The 18,981-nt window shown below is 47.0% G+C and carries 10 protein-coding genes; 4 read left to right on the top strand and 6 right to left on the bottom strand.

Annotated elements, in window-relative coordinates; genetic code table 11:
- Nucleotides 1-45: 45 nt before the first annotated feature.
- A complete protein-coding gene (locus X474_RS12555) occupies nt 46-813 on the bottom strand; it encodes a FadR/GntR family transcriptional regulator (RefSeq protein WP_044349343.1) in 768 nt (255 codons plus the stop codon).
- A gap of 301 nt (nt 814-1,114) precedes the next feature.
- Between X474_RS12555 and X474_RS12550 the strand changes: the two genes are divergently transcribed.
- Both X474_RS12550 and X474_RS12545 read left to right on the top strand, forming a co-directional pair.
- Nucleotides 1,115-3,016: an ATP-binding cassette domain-containing protein gene (locus X474_RS12550; protein ID WP_044349341.1), complete on the top strand. Its 1,902-nt coding sequence runs from the start codon at nt 1,115-1,117 to the stop codon at nt 3,014-3,016.
- An 8-nt stretch (nt 3,017-3,024) separates the two neighbouring features.
- On the top strand, nt 3,025-3,333 hold the full coding sequence (locus tag X474_RS12545; RefSeq protein WP_044349493.1) for a GIY-YIG nuclease family protein: 309 nt from the start codon (nt 3,025-3,027) through the stop codon (nt 3,331-3,333).
- A gap of 22 nt (nt 3,334-3,355) precedes the next feature.
- On the opposite strand, the gene X474_RS12540 is transcribed toward X474_RS12545, so the two are convergent.
- The gene (locus X474_RS12540) at nt 3,356-5,134 is read right to left on the bottom strand and encodes a tetratricopeptide repeat protein (protein ID WP_052515161.1); all 1,779 of its coding nucleotides are present in this window, start codon (nt 5,132-5,134) and stop codon (nt 3,356-3,358) included.
- A 369-nt stretch (nt 5,135-5,503) separates the two neighbouring features.
- On the opposite strand from X474_RS12540, the gene X474_RS12535 reads away from it, so the two are divergent.
- Nucleotides 5,504-6,637 (top strand): hypothetical protein, encoded by a 1,134-nt coding sequence (locus tag X474_RS12535; RefSeq protein WP_052515160.1) that lies wholly within the window; start codon nt 5,504-5,506, stop codon nt 6,635-6,637.
- A gap of 127 nt (nt 6,638-6,764) precedes the next feature.
- Here X474_RS12535 and X474_RS12530 read toward each other — a convergent pair whose 3' ends face one another.
- The 4 genes from X474_RS12530 to X474_RS12515 all read right to left on the bottom strand — a co-directional run bounded on the left by X474_RS12530 (nt 6,765) and on the right by X474_RS12515 (nt 17,685).
- Nucleotides 6,765-9,221, bottom strand: a complete 2,457-nt coding sequence (locus tag X474_RS12530) for a transporter substrate-binding domain-containing protein (RefSeq protein ID WP_044349340.1) — start codon at nt 9,219-9,221, stop codon at nt 6,765-6,767.
- Nucleotides 9,222-9,848: 627 nt separating this feature from the next.
- Complete coding sequence (locus X474_RS12525) at nt 9,849-11,765, bottom strand: HAMP domain-containing methyl-accepting chemotaxis protein (protein WP_052515159.1); 1,917 nt, start codon at nt 11,763-11,765, stop codon at nt 9,849-9,851.
- 903 nt (nt 11,766-12,668) lie between these two features.
- Nucleotides 12,669-13,181 carry a chemotaxis protein CheW gene (locus tag X474_RS12520; protein ID WP_044349338.1) on the bottom strand — a complete coding sequence of 171 codons (513 nt, stop codon included), beginning with the start codon at nt 13,179-13,181 and terminating at the stop codon, nt 12,669-12,671.
- Nucleotides 13,182-13,206: 25 nt separating this feature from the next.
- Nucleotides 13,207-17,685, bottom strand: a complete 4,479-nt coding sequence (locus tag X474_RS12515; RefSeq protein ID WP_044349336.1) for a PAS domain S-box protein — start codon at nt 17,683-17,685, stop codon at nt 13,207-13,209.
- Nucleotides 17,686-18,069: 384 nt separating this feature from the next.
- On the opposite strand from X474_RS12515, the gene X474_RS12510 reads away from it, so the two are divergent.
- Entirely contained in the window at nt 18,070-18,969 is a 900-nt protein-coding gene (locus X474_RS12510) for a MurR/RpiR family transcriptional regulator (RefSeq protein WP_044349335.1), read from the top strand.
- Nucleotides 18,970-18,981 lie beyond the last annotated feature (12 nt).

Here is an 18,981-nt window from a genome sequence, read left to right as displayed (position 1 = left end):
CCGGCAAGCACTGCCCCGTCCAGCGTTTTTTCCCATAATTTGTTTCTAATTCTTAGTTTGTAACGGCAAGGGGTTATCAAAAAAATCCAGATGATCGGCGAGCACTATGCGGATAATATCCTTTAAGTGCTCGGACATGGCCTTTTCGCACAAACTGCTGTCTTGTCTCTCCAGTGCTTCCAATATATCCTCGTGACCTTTGGTTGAAATTTTGGACCGCCTTTGGCTTTGATAAACCTCCATGCGGCACTGGCCCAGAATTCCGCCCACCCTTTCCACAATATTTAAAAGAATCGAATTCCCTGCCGCCTTGGCCAGGGCCATATGGAATTCATTATCCAAAAGGATCTGTTTGGAAATATTGGTCTCTTTTTGTTGCAGCTTTAGTATCCGCCTAAGCTCATCAATATGCTCCGGACTGGCGTTAAGCGCGGCCAAGGCGGCAATTTGGGGCTCAACCATTTGCCTGAATTGGAAAATTTCAGCCAAGTTATCCTTTTCCCTGACCACGGCCTGGGCCAGATAATCCACCACATTGTCTGGTTCGCCCAACACCACAAAGGTGCCGCTGCCCCTTCTGCTCTTCAAAACGCCGTGCTCTTCCAGGGTGCGGATCGCTTCACGCACTGAATGTCTGGAGACCTTGAATATCTCAGCTAATTCACGCTCGGGCGGCAGCTGATCTCCCGGCTTCAAGTCTCCATTATCAATCAGATCCCTTATTTGCCTAACGATTTCTTCAAAGAGTTTTTTTTTCGTAACCGCTTTCAGGCTGCCTTTGGTCACGGCCTTACCGTGCCCTTTATCGGACATATAATTATCTCCGCAATATATTCTTATGTTTTACTTTTTAACCGAAAACCGCAAGCATGGTTGTTTTTGTTTCAACCTTGAATCTTCCGCATTAGTTGGCTTGCAGGCGATTGACCGTTAATATATCAGGTCGACCGGACTACGCACGGGGTCCAAAACCGACCCAGGTGGTTTGAGTAGAACTGAGCAGTAAAATCAACCAAATACAAAAGGTTGGACCATATTAAAAACCAAAATGAGGACTGTCAACCTGAAAATGTCCTCAAAGTATATCCGTATAAAACGTAAAGGTATTTTGACAATGGCCCTTTTGACCATGCAGCAGATAAATATGGCTTTTGGGGGATTGCCCCTTTTGGACAAGCAGGATTTTCACATTGAAGAAGGCCAGAAAATGGGCTTGGTGGGAAGAAACGGGGTTGGCAAATCAACCCTGCTCCATCTCTTAAATGGCGACTTCCCCCCGGATCAGGGCCAGATCATGCGGCGCCAGGGCCTTAAAGTCTCCTTGCTGCCCCAGGAGCACCCCACAGGTGTTTCCGGCAGCCTCTACCAGGTCGCTGCCCATGGCCTGGGCAAGCTGGGTATTTTCCTTACCGAGCAGCATGGTTACGCCGCAAATGAATTGCTCGCGGAAGACGAGCGGCAAAAAATCATGGCAGACTTGGACGAGAACAAGGTCTGGAGCCTGCATCAAAACATCACATCCATTCTCACCAAGCTGAAACTGGATCCCAAGGCCCGCTTTGAGACCCTTTCCGGAGGCTATCAAAGAAGGGCCCTTTTGGCCCGAACCTTGGCTGCAGGCCCGGATCTTCTTATGCTGGACGAGCCGACCAACCACTTGGATATTGAAAGCATCACCTGGCTGGAGAGTTATCTGGCTCAACAGACCACAACGCTTATATTTATCACCCACGACCGCATGTTCTTAAGAAACCTTGCCACCCGCATTGTGGAATTGGACAGAGGACGGCTGACCGACTGGGCCTGCGACTATCCCACCTTTATAAACCGCAAAGAAAAAGCCCGGGAAAACGAGCAGGCCCGTTGGGCAAGGCAGGATCGCAAAATTGTCGAGGAAGAGACCTGGCTGCGCAAGGGACTCAAAGCGCGCCGCACCAGGAATGAAGGCAGGGTCCGGGCCCTTATGGAGATGCGTGAACAAAGGTCCCAGAGAAGGCAACGCACCGGTTCTGTCAGCATGCTGGCCCAAGAAGCCGAGCGCTCCGGCAAGCTGGTGGCGACGGCCCGAGATATAAGCTTTGGCTATGAGCCCGAAAAGCAGATAATCAAGCAGTTGAAGACCATTATTCTCTGGGGAGATAAAGTCGGCATAGTGGGTCCCAACGGCAGCGGCAAGACCACGCTCTTACGTCTTCTGCTCGGCAGCCTCACCCCGCAAAGCGGAGAGATAAAAAGGGGAGCCAGAATAAAACCGGCCTATTTTGACCAGTTGCGCCAAACCCTGGATCAGGAAAAGACTGTGGCCCAAAATATCAATCCGGATGCGGACACCATTGTCATAAACGGCAGACAAAAACACGTTATCTCTTATCTGAAGGATTTTCTTTTCTCTGCCCAAAGGGCTCAAAGCCCGGTCAAGACCCTTTCCGGCGGGGAGCGCAACCGCCTGTTGTTGGCCAAGCTCTTCACCCAGCCCTCCAATCTGCTGGTTTTGGACGAACCGACCAATGACCTGGATACAGACACCCTTGAACTCCTGGAATCACTTTTAGTTGAATATAATGGAACAGTTCTCCTGGTCAGCCACGATCGCGCCTTTATCAACAACGTGGTGACCAGCACCCTGGTCATTGATTCCAAGGGAGTGGTAACCGAATATGCCGGCGGCTATGATGACTGGCTTAGCCAAAGCAAAAGCCGGGAAAAAGAAAATAATTCATCCATAAAAAAAACCAAACCCAGGCGTATAAAGCAGGCCCAGCCCAAACTGACCTGGAAACAGGAAAGGGAGCTGGAAGACCTGCCCGCTCTTTTGGAAGGATTGGAAAAAGAGCAGGCAGACCTGGAACAGGCCATGAGTGCTCCCGATTTTTATCGCCAGGAAGGAGACCAGGTGGCCAAGGCCAAAACCAGGCTGGAGGAATTGGAAGGGGAAATGGAAAGCCTTTTGGAAAGATGGGAAGAGCTGGAATCCATACAAAAGGCGGCGGAAGAAGCCAAAAACGGCCGGGTGTGATCACGCAGATGCAAGAAAAGCAAATCAGAAGCGGTTCAATTGCAGGCTGGTGGGTCTATCTGCTCAGGCTTAAGGACAATTCTCTTTATTGCGGCATCACCAATGATCCCGAGCGCAGGCTTAAGCAACACAACCAAGGCACAGCCTCCCGCTACACCAGGACCCGGCTGCCTGCCCAAATGGTATTCAAGGCCCCCTGTCCCGACCGCCCCGCCGCCCTTAAACTTGAAAAGCAGATAAAGGGACTTAAGAAAATCCAAAAGGAAATAATGGTCAAATCCGGCCGCCTACCGACATTTTTATCTGAAGCGAAATAAGGGGACGCCCCCCTTATGGGAATTAACCGGTCAAGGCATGGCCCACCGCCGGTTGTCTGGCCTGTAACATATCAACTACACTATGAATACTTTCATCTTCAAGATCCAGTTCGTGGGCCAGCTCTAAAATGCGCCTGGTGCGGGGAAAATTATCCTGCTCCAAATAGGTCTGAGCCACCTTGGCCACCAACTCCGCATCCCGATTGGCCAGACCAAACTCCAAGGCCCTTTCCATGTAGATAAAGCATCGCTCCATCTCGTCCATGCGCAGAAAAAGTCTACCCTTGTTGAAGTAAAGCCTGCCTGAATTGGGATCAATCCTGAGCCCCTGGTCATAGGCTTTATGAGCGGCGTCGTATTCTCCTCTTTCAACCAGCACCCTGCCCTCTTCGGCGCATGCCTCCACCCTGGACCGCAAGTCGCTGATTTTTTCTTCAATAGCCCCCCCCAACTCGGGGAAGCCCAAAGAATCGGCGTAATAGCCTATATCCTTAATATTTTCCTGATCATCAAGGTTCAGTAATACTGAGTCATAAAAATATTTGGAGGCTTGGTGAACATTTCCTGTTTGCAGGTAAACCTTGCCTATGGTCTTTAACAGATTGTACTTGGCTTCGGGCATGTATTTACCCGGCCAGGTGTGCGGTTCTATCAGGCGTTCAAACATGGTGACCGCCTTTTCCACATCTCCGTTGGCCAGGTGGCTTTTACCTATTAGTAGTGAGGCTTCCAGTCTTTCCTGCGCCTGATCACGTTTGGCGCTTTTCACCACCTCTTCCAAAACCTCTATGCCCTCATCCACCTTCCCCTGAGCCAGGCAACATTTAGCGATTCTAAATTTACGTGGAATAACATAAACCTGGGGTTTCAATTCCATGGCCTTGCGCAGGGCGCTCTCCGCCTCTTCAAATCGGTTTTCATCTAACAGTAGATCAGCGAACAGTTCCTGACGCCCGGCGCTCTCGGTGCCTCCGTTTTGCATGGCCGTCTCCAGGGCCAACAGGGCGTCTTCCTTATTACCCTGGCTCAACAAGGCCTCGGCAATTACATCGTAAGCGCGAAAAAATTGATTATTTCTATATATAGCGCGATGGTAATATTTAAGAGCGGCTTCAGTGTCCCCTTCTCGTTCCTTTATTTTACCCAATTCAACTAAAACATAGGTAGTAGAAGAATCACGCTTTAGTATTTGCTGGAAATATTTTTCTGCGATATCAAAACGCCCGCTGCGGGCATACATTTTGGCAAGATTAGCCAAAGGCCACTTGGCTTCGGGCATTTTTTTAGCTACAGCACCCATTTTCTTTAAAGCTGCTTCCTGCCTGCCGGAAGCGAATTGCAAGGCGCACCTGGATTCGGTTTCTCTGCGAAAAAGTATCTCGTTAAGCCTTCTGGTCAGTTTATACATATTTACCGGTTTAGTAAGATATGTATCAACTCTTTCCTCCACTCCCCTGACCACATTCACCTCATGAGATTCGGCTGTGACCATAACAAAGATCATGTCAGAATAATCATCTAAATCTCTAATTTTTTCAAGTAATTCCAGCCCAGTCATATGAGGCATGACCCAATCTACAATGGCCAGATCACAATGATGTTGCTTAATCAACTCCAGGCCCTGTTTACCATTTGCGGCCCTGTGAACATTTTTAAAACCCATCTGCCTGATTGTTTGCACCAGTAAAAGACGCATGGTGGGCATATCTTCAATAACAATGACATTCGCCTGTCTGTCGGCCACCCTTTGTAATCGGGTCAGACGCTGCATCAACCATTCATTGTTGATTTCATTTCGCATGTTTTCCAAAATCTTTTTTAAAAATAAAAACTAAATATTTGTCCAAAAATATTTTACACTGAATACTAAAAAAAGTAACAAAGTTCTTTAATAATATCCACAATTGACGTTATAGGTAATTTTTAAAATCGTATATGCTTTTAAATGATTCTCAATTCACTTTTGTCTTAAGTGTGTTGTAACTATAAATTAACAAAACCAAATCTGGCAAGTAAAATGTCACTGAGTCCGTTATTTGCAACCGGATGAATAGGAAATAATTCACCCGTTAAATCAGGGTGTTTTCAACCATACTTGACAAGCCGGGCCTTGAGCGGCAACATATTCGCCAATTCTCAAAAAAACCGCTGTTCGAATTGGAGCCGGGGTATGCGAATCAGAGACCTAAAGCTGGAAATTAACACGGAAACAGCCAAAGCCAGCGCCAAAGTTGAATGGGAGGATTCAGACCGCCCTGCCATTACCGTGTTCTTTGAAACACCGGCTGAATTCGCCCAGGACCTGGACGCAAATCCTCACTCCTTTTTGGCGGGCTGTCTGCCGCCGGCCATTTTTCACGCTGAAAAACGTATAAAAATGGACTATCCCGTATGCCCCAACTTCCTGGAGGGGTTGAACACCATTATGGCCCATTTTGCCCACTGGTACGGCAAAGACGGGCAAGGCCCTGTTTTGGAAGTGGAATCCTTAACTAAGCCGCGTCTGGGCGCCCCACGCAAACGAACGGGAATCTTTCTTTCCGGGGGAATAGACTCCCTGGCGGCGCTCTATAGCAACCATCAGCGGTTTTCACCGGATCATCCCGCCTATATCAAAGACGGAATCCTGATCCACGGTTTCGATATTGGCGGACGCTTAAAGTGGGGAGCCAAGCAGCACGTTTTTGACAGGGCCAAGGCGGCCATGGCCGAGGTGGCGGCTGACGCGGGGCTTACCCTTATTCCCATGTTAACCAATATTCGCCATTTGGCCGACTCCCGCATGTTCTGGATAAAGGTGTTTTTCGGTGCGGTATTGGCGGCATGCGGGCATGCCTTGGACAAACGGTTTGACCTGCTTTACATTGCCTCCTCTTATGATATTCCCAATCTAAATCCTTGTGCATCCCACCCCATGATCGACCCGGAATATTCCTCTTACAGCCTTTTGTTCAGGCACCGGGACCTGATCATGAGCAGGCTGGAAAAAGTGCGGCTGGTAAGTGAATGGGAAACAGGCCTCAACAACATGCGGGTGTGCTTTGCCAATGCCAAGAACCAATACAACTGCGGGCGTTGCGAAAAATGCGTACGCACCATGGCGGAGCTGGAAGCCATTGGAGCGCTTGACAAGTGCCGGGCCTTCCCTACAAATAAAATCACGCCGGATATGCTTAAGGCAGAAGATATATTGGAAAAAAATCGCTATATCTATTGGCGGGAAATGATTGACGACCTGAAATCCAGAGGAAGGCATGACCTGGTAGAGACTATTACCAACATACTGGCGGCAGCCGGAGACTAGCATTCCTGATAAAGGCAGGCAGGCCCGAATCTGTTCCGGAAAAGGCTTCTCCCGCCAGGGGATAAAGCAGGCGATTATTTTCATAAAACCCGTATTAATAAAATCACCTTAAAATCAGCTGAGTTGTTCAGGTTTCTTTGAGAATTTCCTTAATTTTCCTTAGCAACTCATTTTGCCCATAGGGTTTGCCCAGATACCCCCTTGCCCCCAAGGCCAGAGTATCTTTGCCTTTCCCCCGCATGGCATAACCGCTTGCGATAATCACCTTGACCTTTGGATCGAAGGCCAGCAGTTCAGCCAGGCACTGGTGTCCCCCCATACCGGGCATGCCCACATCCAAAACAACCAGAGCTATCTCATCAAAACGTTTTTTATAGATCTCAAGCGCCCTTTCACCGCTTTCTGCTGTCAAGGCCTTGAATCCCCTGGCAGTAAGCACCTGACTCCCCACCTGGCGTAAGGGCTCTTCGTCGTCAACCAGTAAAATAGTGGCTCCACTTGACTCCTTTTCAGAAAAGGAGAAAACGGAATCCGATCCCTGCCGTTTTATAATCGCCTTGGTGGTCGGCAGGAAAATCTCAAACACAGTCCCCTTGCCGACTTGGCTGGAACAGGTAATCTGCCCGCCATGGCCCTTTACCACCCCAAAAACAGAGGAAAGCCCCAAGCCTGTTCCCTTGCCCACTTCCTTGGTGGTAAAAAACGGATCAAATATTTTGGACATGATTTCAGGTTGGATTCCCTGGCCCGTATCAGAGACCTTTATAACCGCATAATCCCCGGCTGACAGGCCAAGGGAGCTGTGGTCCTCTGAAAAATATTTATTATAAGTGCTGATTCCCAAAACCCCGCCGTCCGGCATGGCGTCTTTGGCATTGCCGCCCAAGTTCAACAGCATCTGTTCCAGCTGGTTTTCATCCCCCTTTACAGGCTTAATATCGGGGGCCAAATCAAGCTCTATACTTATCATCTTGGGAATGGTGCGCTCCAAAAGGGCCACTGAATGCAAAACCTGTTCATTCACACTAAGCGGCTTCAGATCAGAGGACATATGGCGGCTGAAGGTCAATATCTGCTGGACCAGCCGACTGGCCTTTTGGGTGGCGGTTATCACCCCTTCGAGTTCTTTTTGATTGGACTCGTGTTGAGATTCCCTTAAAAGTCCGAGTTCGGCATAACCCAATATGCCTCCCAGTATGTTATTGAAATCATGAGCTATCCCTCCAGCCAGGGTGCCGATGGCTTCCATTTTCTGAGAATGACGAAGTTGAGCCTCCATGCTTTTCTGCTCGGTTATATCCCTGGCCATGCAAAGGGTGGCGGGCTTGTCCTGCCAGGTGACGGGAGCCAAATTCAAATCAAGCCAAACGGATTGCCCCTTTTTGCTTGTAAGTTCCAACCGATATTCAGATTGAACCTCTTCACCCTCCAGCTGTTCTGGAAAAAATTCGGAATCTAAATCCTTTTTATCATGACTCGCAAAATCACTGAACGGCATGTTGGGTAATTCGCTCTCAGAAACACCTAGAAGTCTGATAAAAGTGGGGTTGGCAAAACAGATCTTACCCTCTTGCAGAATAAAAATCGCCTCTGCGGCATTATTGACTAAAAGACGATATTTCTCCTCGCTTTCCTTAAGGCTCTCTTCCGCCTTTTTACGTTCTCCCAGCTCATTTACCAGTTCCCTGGTCTTTGAAAACACCTGGTGTTTTAGGGACCTGGTCCACAACAAGGCCAGGATTAAAAGAATAAAAACCGGGGTTAAAATCCAAAAGGCCGTCTTCAGCACAGCCTTGGCCTTGTCTTTACGCTCCACCTCGCCAAACCATTTCTGATAGATGCGTTCATATTCACCGGTGTTGTTGATTATGGAAAGCCCTTCATTTAGGCTGGCTAAAAGCTTGGTATCGCCCTTTTTTACGGCAAAGCAATATTTCCTGGGCAGAATAGGCTCTCCCACAGTACAAAGATTATCCAGGCCGTTATGATCAATAAAATACACACCTATCAACCTGGGTAACACAGCGCAATCATACTGACCGGCAGCCAACAGGCGTAAGGCCCGACCAGGATTTTCCACTCTGACAATATTATTGTAAATTTTTTGGCCGGTCAGATAATCATCGGCAAAATCACCTTTCTCAACCAGAACATAATGACCTTTTATTTCCGAAAAATTTTTAATTTCCGAGCCATTGCGGACAAAAACAGCATAGGTGGCTATGAGGTGGGGTCTGGAGAAATCCACCAGGCGGGCCCGCTCTTTTGAATAAAACATACCGGTGAGCAGGTCAATTTCACCGTTCTCCAGTTGCTTGCGAACCTGGTCCCAAGCTCCGTAGTCCAACTTGACCTTAAGCCCGGTCGCCTTGGCTACAGCTCTCGTTATATCTGCGTTAAAACCGCTGGGTTTGCCTGTTTCATCTAAAAACTCATGGGGAGGAATATTTTTGTCGCCTCTGGCAATAATGTGATCAGAGGCACTGGCCGGGATTACAGGGAGACAGAACAGTTCACTTCCCCCACCTGAAAACAAGAAGAGAAAAAAAAGAATACACTGAATGAATTTAAGTTTTCTAAACATTTCTGGCTGCGTTACTCAACATCCCCATATCTGAAACGGTTTTAAAAAGGCGAGGTAAATTATTTCCCTTTCATACTGTAAATGCCGTCCACCCCGCATAGGGAGAGAAAAACTGTCTTAAAAATCAACTCACCAAACGCCAACCCAATCATATTTAATAAGGATAGCACTAAAAAGCTCATGCATGTCCTACAGACCAACCTGAATAAGATTCAGAGCCAGTTGGATATAATGTGTCTAACTACTTGAAATCGCCCGGCCGTTTAAAAATCCGTTGCAACCATCAGGCATTACAAACAGTGCAAACCTTACACTATCTCACAGAAAAATAATCGCCGCTCTGTGACTGAATGCTTATATGCGGCATCATTGAAAAAAACCACGAGTGTAACTTAAGCCACCCAGTCCTGCCTTTAGCAGGGAGGTGCTGTTTGCAAAAAAACAATCGGCTGGGAAATTTGTACGGCATCATCGCTTCCCTGTGCGATTCGTAGAGATTCTCTCAAAAAAGGTAAAGAGAATGCCTATGAATCGCACATATCAAATTCACTTATGGCTCTTTACATTTTTTTTTGCATATCGCCTCTTGAAAAAAAGGCTAAATCCCCTTGAGTGGGTTGATCGGACTTAAAAATCCGCAAATTCAGAATCCTTTTGATTCCGCATGGGAGATGCCTCCAAATACAATTTCTCTTCAACAGGATGGGCCGATTCCTTTGATTTTGAAGAATCTCCCCCCTTTTTACCCACCAAGGCCACCAGGTCATTCACAAAGCACTGTAAGGTTTCAGCCTGAGCTGAGAGTTCTTCGGCTGCGGCTGCGGATTCTTCAGCATTGGCCGCATTCTGCTGAGTCACGGCATCCATCTCGCTGATTGCCTTGTTGACCTGGTCTATACCTTGGGCCTGTTCATTACTGGCCGCAGCGGTTTCCGCCACCAAATCACCCACCTTGGCTGTGGATGCCGCCGCTTCACTGAATGCTTCACTTGTCTTTGCAACCAAATCGGCGCCATGATGTGTTTTGCTTATTGTTTCTTCAATCAACACAGCCGTATTTTTTGCTGAAGCTGCGGCTCGTTGAGCCAGATTTCGAACTTCTTCAGCCACCACGGCAAATCCGGATCCAGCTTCCCCCGCCCTGGCTGCCTCCACTGCCGCGTTCAAGGCCAACAGGTTAGTCTGAAATGAAATTTCATCTATGGTTTTGACGATTTTGCTGGTTTCCTCTCCGGCCTTGGCTATATCCTCCATTGAACGTGTAAGCTCGTTCATGGCATTATTCGCACTTTCAACCAACCGATTGTTTGTTCTGGAAAGCCCATCGGCCTCTTTGGCATTGTCGGCATTTTGCCTTGTCATGGAGTGCATTTCTTCCATCGAACTGCTGGTCTCTTCCAAAGAAGCGGCCTGTTCCGAAGCTCCTTGAGCCAAGGACTGACTGGAATTGCTCACCTGTCCCGCTGCTGCGGCGACCTGAACCGCACCTTCGGTAAGGCCGATAATGATTCGGTTTATAGGGCGGGTAATGGAAAGAGTAAGATATACAGCCAAGACCAAACCGATTATAACTGCTACGCTAAGCCACATAATCATCTCTCTTGAAGCAGAAACCAGTGAGTCTACATTGGCTTTTCCCATTTGCCGCAAAAAATTGGTTCCATCTTGGGTGGTGCTTTGTATGGAGGCTAAAAGCGCCAACCCCAAAGCGTCCCGTTTGTCGCCAACAGCCAGAACCTCCTTCCAATTCCTCAAATATTCGGTCATGGCCTTTTTATATTGGGCAGCCGCTTCTCTGGTTGCCGCTATCTGTTTGATATTACTCTCGTGAACGGTTAGAGCCCTTAATGTATCCAGCTTGGAGTTTACTTCAGTAAAGTCACTGATAGCTTTTTCCAAAAGTGATGGATTCAAGAACGCCTGAGCCTTGACATTCAAAAAATGGCTATCATTGGCAAGGCTGATAACATCGTTTACTAAAGTTATTTTTTTAAAGCGGTCTAGAAGAGCAGATTGAGCAGCGCCTGCCTCAATCTGTTCTTTCATTTGTTTAATCTGGCTTACTAAAAAGTTGTCGCAATTTAGCATGTAAACGTCAACCAATGACTCCATTTCTCCCCTGTGTTTTTTTAAAAGATCGACCCCCCGAACAGTATCACCAACAATAGATTCATAAATTTTAACCTGGGCCGTCATTTTTTCGATATCTGTTTTAAGTTTTGCCAAATCAGGAAATTTGAGAGCAAATTGATGGAGTTTATTTAGTGATTCCTTAACCTTACTCAAGTCTTGTTTAGCTAGTTTTAAATATTTCTGTTCTTTGCTCATTCCATAACCACGCATGTTCAGCATGGTTCTTTGTATATAGCGCTCCAGATCAGTTAACATGCCGGTGCCGGTGATAAACTTCTCATCCATATCCTTGGTTCCGCTTTCAACAGTCTTCATATCAAAAAGACTGAAGCTGCCAAGCGCCAGAATAATTATGATAAGTACGCCAAAACCAACACCGATTTTTGTCGCTAATTTAAGATTCTTTAACATGAGCAGACTCCATAGCTAGGCTACAATTAACTTGCAAGTGCTTGATTAGCATAAGATGACAGTAAAAGGAACAGTGGCAAAATAATAAGGTCTTTTATTACCTGTAAGATCTATTCATTATCAAAATTCATACCAAATTTAAAAATATTTTGTAGTTTATTAAAGCTTGTATATCTAAATAGTTATAAATACCACTAATGATATTACTATTATTTTAAGGTTAAAATAGTCCAATCTCTTCGGACAGTTGGTCTTGTAAAACCAGAAAATATTTTAGATGTATTTCTTGCCAAAATACTTTTATAAGCGTATAATATTTACCCTCAATTAATTGTTAAAATTAAGCACAAAAACACTCAAAAATATCGGCAGAAAAATTAGTTAAAAAAATTAAACAAAAGTAGATATGTGTATACCGAAGGCGAAGGCAATAGTTATTTCCACTATTTTTATTGCTTGTTTTATAAGTATTTTACTGGGGAATTTCTAACTGGTTTTGATTCAGAAAGACAGGAGTGTGTATTGTTGACTGGGTCGCCTGGCCTCCAAATCAAGGGCGATAAGGCCAGTCATATTTATGTTGGATCCGGTTTGTGCTTAGTCAATTATGAGACGTGTATGGCGGGCTGTAACTCTTGCTTAGGGGTGCCTTGTTCCTGTGGAGTTTCTCGCTATAGTATCCTGAATATTCATCCCCCGCCTGCCGATGCTAATCAAGGGAGGCTTGCGATCTATTGGATCGGCAAAGGGCATACCAATTCAGCAATTTTTTTTTACTTGTATCACTAAAGAATTCCTCTTGGCCAGACAGCACAAATGGGATGCTCGCTGGAATCAAAGACCTGTTTACAAAAACGGCCGGCAAAGTAAGAAAGGCAACAAAACAAAGTGTTTTGACAAAAATTAAAAACTTCTTATTCCTGCAACTTCCTCTGCGGTGAGCACTTTATCTATATCCAAAATTATTTTCAGTTTATCTCCGAGCTTGGCCAGCCCCAAAATGAATTCCGTCTGCAAAGCCATACCAAAAGAGGGCGTAGGGGCAACATCTTCCGGCTTAACATCCACCACTTCATTCACATGATCAACCACAATGCCGATTTGTATGGTTTCATCACCTTTAATCACTTCTCCGACCACAACACAGGTCCTGTCATCGGGTTCTCTATAGTCCAGCCCGAATTTAGTGCGCAGATCCACCACTGGGATAACCTTGCCCCGCAAATTAATAACCCCGAGAATAAAGCCAGGCGTGCGTGGCACAGGAGTAATTTCCATCATGCCGATGATTTCTTTCACCCGTAACAGCGCAAGGGCGAATTCTTCTTCTATCAGGTCAAAGGTAAGATATTTCCCGGAGAGTTGGGCGGCAAATTGGACATCACCCAGAGTATCTTCTGAAACCTGAGTCCTCATATTAATTCCCTCCCCTAATAATTTTTTATCCCCCCTTATTGCCCCTCGCCGAACTGTTTTCATTATTCAAGACCTTGCGCACCACCTCGGCCAGCTTTCGCACGGCAAACGGTTTTTGGATGAAATTTATTTCCCCTTCTGATATGCCGTGTCGACTGATGATGTCATCCATGTAACCGGACATGTAGATGACCTTCAACCCCGGCTGGCGCTCCATGGCCTGCTCATACAGTTCCTTGCCGTTCATCTCGGGCATAACCACATCAGTAAGCATCAGGTCAAAGCCCTCGGGACAAGAATCGAAAAGTTCCAGGGCCTTAACCCCATTTTCAGCAACCATGAGGTTGTACCCTTGGCGTTTGAGGATATTTTCCGCCAGATTACGCACTTCCTGATTATCTTCCACCAACAGAACCCGTTCTTTTCCGCCCAACTTGAAATCTCCCTCCTGTTTAACTTCAACAGACTGATTCTTATCAGTGGAAAGTGGGAAATAAATTTTAAAGATCGCCCCGTGTCCGGGCTCTGAGTAAACCCAAATATGGGCCCCGTGCTGTTTTACAATGCCGTAAACCGTGGAAAGGCCTAAACCGGTGCCCTGCTCCCCCTTGGTGGAAAAGAAAGGTTCAAAAAGCTGTCGCCTGGTTGAGTTGTCCATTCCCAGGCCGGTATCCCGCACCGCCAACATGGCATGAGGCCCGGATTTTACACCCCGATGAGCCAAGGCATAGGTCTCATCCAACTCAACTTGGTTCAATTCGACTATTATCTGCCCCCCGGCAGGCATGGCGTCCTGGGCATTTACCACCAGGTTCATGACCACCTGCTCAATCTGGCCGATATCCGCGTTAATAGGCAGGTCATTCTCTTTAACCTGCAGAATAAAGGAAATATCTTCCCTTACGGTCTTGCGCAGTAGTTTTTCAAAACCTTTCAGCACCTCGGTAAGGTTTATAAGTTTGTACTCCAGATTCTGCTTGCGGCTGAAAGCCAAAAGCTGCCTTACCAGATCCCTGGCCTTTAGCCCGGCCTCGAAAACCTGCCCCACAAAATCCCGGCGATAATCCCTTTTGCTCAAATCCTCCAAAAGCAACTCACTGTACCCGATTATCGGCGAGATCATATTATTCATGTCATGGGCGATCCCTCCGGCCAGGCGGCCAATGGCCTCCATCTTCTGCGCCTGGCGCAGGCTGTCTTCCAATTTGGCCTTTTCTTCCTCACTTTTACGCATTGGGCTGATATCCCTAGTTATGGAAAGGATATATTCCTCGCCGCCCATCATGATTATGCTGGCAGACATGAGGCCAATCGTAATGCTGCCGTCTTTCCGCCTTAAACGGGTCTCCAGATTTGAGTAGTGCCTGTTTTCCTTCAGACCTCGAATAAGCTCTTCACGGTCCTTTGGATTCACCCAAATATCCAGTTCCAGGCTGGTCTTTCCGATGACATCCTCGGAGCTGTAGCCCATTATATCTGTAAAACCTTGATTTATATTGACATATAAGCCGTCTTTAAGGCGGGTGATATTAACTGCGTCAGGGCTGGTGTCAAAGGCCAGATGAAAACGGTCTTCGGCCTCGGTAAGGGATTGCTCCGCTGTTTTCTTTTCGGTGATATCCTGAGTAAACTCGACTAGACCCTGAACTTCCCCCTTATCATCCAAAACCGGGAACCCTCTGACCAGCCAATAACGTCCCTCTGAACTCTGCCTCTCCCGTTGCTGGGGTTTTTTGGTCTGCCTCGCCTTTTCCACAGGGCAGTTTTCACAAAGGGTTTTTCCGTTTCCCCACACCTCATAGCAACGTCGGCCAATAAGGTCTTCCGGCGAAAGGCCTACTGATTCGGCCGCCGCCTGGTTGGCCCAGACAATATGCCAATTCAAGTCGTGATAAACAACCAGCTCAACGGTTGCGTTTAAAATAAGATTTTTCTGATGTTCACTTTTGCGCAAGGCTTGTTCCATGGCCCTGCGTTCCGTGATGTCTTCTATAATTCCCTCCAGAAAAAAAACCTCGCCCGCCTCATTGGAAATGGTCTTTAAAAAAAGGTTTCCCAGGAACTCGCTGCCGTCTTTTCTACGATAGCGATTTAAATGATTCGTCACCCCGTTTGCTGCCATATTTTCAATTACTATGGGTTCCCGGTTTTCGCTGGAAACATGAACCTGCTTGGAAATATCTGTAATATCGAGCAATACTTGCTCGGGCGTATCATAACCCAACATTTCCGCCAGGGCCGGATTCACCTCGATAAATCTTCCGTCCGTACCGGCCCGGAACATACCCAATGGGGAATTTTCAAAGATGGCCTTATATTTGGCCTCACTCTGTAGCAAGGCTTTTTCGGCCTTTATCTGATCTTGAACATCCCGGCCCACACACAAAATGGAATTGACCCGGCCCTGGTCCCCGAAAATAGCCTTCATGGACCAGGAATAAAACCTCCATCCCTTGCTCGTCAAAACCCTTGAGGTGCACTCCTCTTGATAGGGCGGTAGAATTACCGCATCCATGAATTGTTTGACCATCTTTTGATAATCCACATGAATCTTGTCAAAAATATCCTTGTGGGGATTATCAATCTGGTCTTTGAAAAAGGTATCCAGATATCGGGGACTGGCAAAAAGCACTTTTAGACTGAGGTCAAGCTGGACAATCACATCATTTTGGTTTTCAAGCAAAAGCCGATATATGGCTTCGCTCTTTTTTAGCTTTATTTCAGCCTTCTTACGTTCTGAAATATCCCGAACAATCGAACTTACCCCTATTACGTTTCCCTGATTATCCATACGCCGGGAGTTGTTTATTTCCACCTCAATCAGCCTACCGGCCTTGGTAAGGCGCTGGGTTTGCAGGGTGTCCGATGATCCGGTTTTCATTACATCCGCTAAAATCTCGGCTTGTTGTTTTCGCAGAAATATAGGGCAGAAACTGGAAATATGAATACCCAGCGTCTCGTTGGCCGGGCACTGGAAGAGCTTTTCGGCGCCTTTATTGAAAAGGGTTATGATGCCGGTTTTGTCTGTCGCGATAATGGCGTCTTTGGTGCCGGACAATATATTCGCATAATCCCTTTCGGCCGAAAGGCGCATTTCATCTGAGTTTAAGGTGTAAAGGGCAAGAGAAAGGTCGGATGAAATCTGTTGAAAGAAATCCTGTTCCAACTCGTCTTTGGCGATGCTGGGCGGCAATGACACACTGATCCAGCCAAGGATTTGTTCATTATGCATCAGCCTGGAAGTCAGAGTCGGCCTGCCCACATATTCAGACATTAAGGGACAAAACGGACAATCAAGAAAAGGATGCTCTATCAGGTGCGGTTCCTTTTTCTTTAATGCAGCTGTTGCGCAGGCGGGTATTTCGCCGTTTTTCAAACTCTCGGACAGGGTGGCAATCCCTGTTTCAAAACCCGAGTGGTAAAAAGGCGCAAGCGGTAATCCGTCTTCGAGGAGTATGATCCAGGCGCTGAAATAACCTTGGGCTTCTGTCAGCACTCGGCAAATTTCATCCAACAAAAGATATTGATCTTTTTCCTGGGTTATCAGCTGATTCACTTTGCGGATAGCAGCCAGGACCCTGTTTTTATGTTCCAGTCTGGCTGTTATATAGCCACGCTGATCCACCAAAAGGACAATGAAGGCCCCTCCCAATATAAAAACAAAAACATAAAGGGTCCGAATGACCAGCTCCTGCTGCCCGGGATTCAACACCACTATTTCCCAAAAAGTTTTATTTTGGGGGTTAAACAGCAGATACCCAGTCAACGATTCAAGCAACCAGACGCAAAGGCCCAGAAGCAAGGCAACAAAATAGACCAGATGAGTGTCTTTTTGGGCTATTTTGAGCTTCAACCCGAAAAAACGCCTGACCCAACCCAGGCTCATCAGCACATGCACCGTTAAAATGAGAACATAGGCAGTTATGAATTGTTTTAAGGATACTGTGTGCACCCAGCTGAAGGGCACAAAATCCCAGGTAAGATCGGGATTCCAAGGCGGCGGGTTAAGGGAAACCAGCCAGCGGAATATGGTGTAAAAACCGGCTTCGGCCAACAGGCGAAAAGGGATCTCCACAGCAAAGGCGGACTCATACCAGACAGGCATTTGTTTTTTACTGCGCTTAGCGGCCCAGGTGCCATGCCAGTACACCCAGAGAGAAAACACTGGAACCGAATACAAAAGGCCCCATCCATCGCTTCTCCACAGCCACCACATGCTCTGGCAACCGCCGGCCAGAGCTGCAAGCAGCCCATAGCGAGGGCCCCAGGCAAACGCGATAAGCAGGGGGAAAACCAATCCGCCCAGGATGCTTATTTTAAACTGAGGGTGGTTCAGAAGCTCCAGGTCAATCATGTTGACCCAAAAGCCAAGCACACCAAACAAAACGGATATCAAAATACGGTAGGAGCGGCTTTGCCTGTTTCCTATGAGGGACCCGAAAAGGGAAACAACAGACAAAGGTGAGTTTAATACGGCTTTCAGTTTACTTGACTTTCTATTCACCCGGGCTCTCCCTTGGGGAATGGTCCGGCATGCAACCCTTTAAAAATCCAGCTGCTCTGGTCTGGAATTTTTTACCGGGCTAAAGCCAATAAATTCGAAAAGACTGGATAAAGCCAATTACTATTCATGAAATATGCCAATCAGTTCAATATGTAAGCTTTTAGTCAAGACAAGTCATCCCATGGTTTAAATGCAGATGCAATGGTGAAATATTTTTTTACCTGGTTGCCAAAATCCGTCTCGCCCGGATTACGTCCGCATCATGCGGACAATTCCCCAGATTTCAAAAAAATTTCCTGACTGTTCAGCTTGACTTTACTTAGCCCTGCTGCTATGAATGTTTTATTACAATATAAGAAATAAATTATTCGTAAAGGAAAAGGGATGTCAGGCAAAGGCAAAAGCCCGGAGACACTGGATGTCATAAGGTCCATACAACAAAAGTATGACCAGCTGAGCGATTCCCACAAACTGGTTGCTGATTACGTATTGAAAAATCCCGAGTCCGCCACTCTTCTGACTGTATCTGAGTTGGCCAAACAAATCGGCACCTCAGACGCCACCCTGGTCCGCTTTGCCAGGGAAGTGGGTTTTGAAGGCTACAAGCAGATGCGCGAACACCTGGCGGAATACATTCGCCGGGCCATATACGCCCAAAAACCCAGCCTGGAGCAACCGCCCAGGACCGGCGGCGTCCTTGAAAGGGTAAAGGACCTGGATTTGGCCTACATAACCCGCACCATTGAAGGGGTTGACCCCGGCCGTTTTCAAAGGTTGGCGGATGAAATATCCCAGGCCAAAAGGGTTTTTTGTCTGGGCTGGCGTATATCCTCTTTTTTAGCGGAATTCCTGGCCTTTCAGCTTACCCGCCTGGGGCTTAATTCAAGACCCGTTGTCCGGGAAAGACGCAGCCTTTTGGAGCAGGTGCTGAACCTTAAAAAAGGCGATTTCCTGATTGTCTTTGACCTGCTTCTGTATTCCCGGGAAGTCTACGACGCGGTCGCCTATGTGAGCACAAAACTAAAAGAGGTTAAAATAGCCACCTTTACCAATGATCCTCTGGCCCAGATTGTCCAGTACTCGGACCTGCCCTTTTTCCTGGACCTCTCAGGACAACGCGACTTTTCCATTATCTCCCTTACCGCTCCGATGTGTCTGATAAACGCCCTGGTTGAAAAAATAATAGCCCAAAATCCGCAAAGGGCCCAAAAGGCGCTCTCCCTATACGAAAAGGAAGTGCTGACCAAAAGCCGCTATGCCCTTAGCCCAAACTCAAAAAACTAAGATATTTGCCAA

Source organism: Dethiosulfatarculus sandiegensis (assembly GCF_000931935.2).
GTDB classification, from domain to species: Bacteria; Desulfobacterota; Desulfarculia; order Desulfarculales; family Desulfarculaceae; genus Dethiosulfatarculus; species Dethiosulfatarculus sandiegensis.
This window is presented reverse-complemented; position numbering and strand designations above follow the sequence as displayed.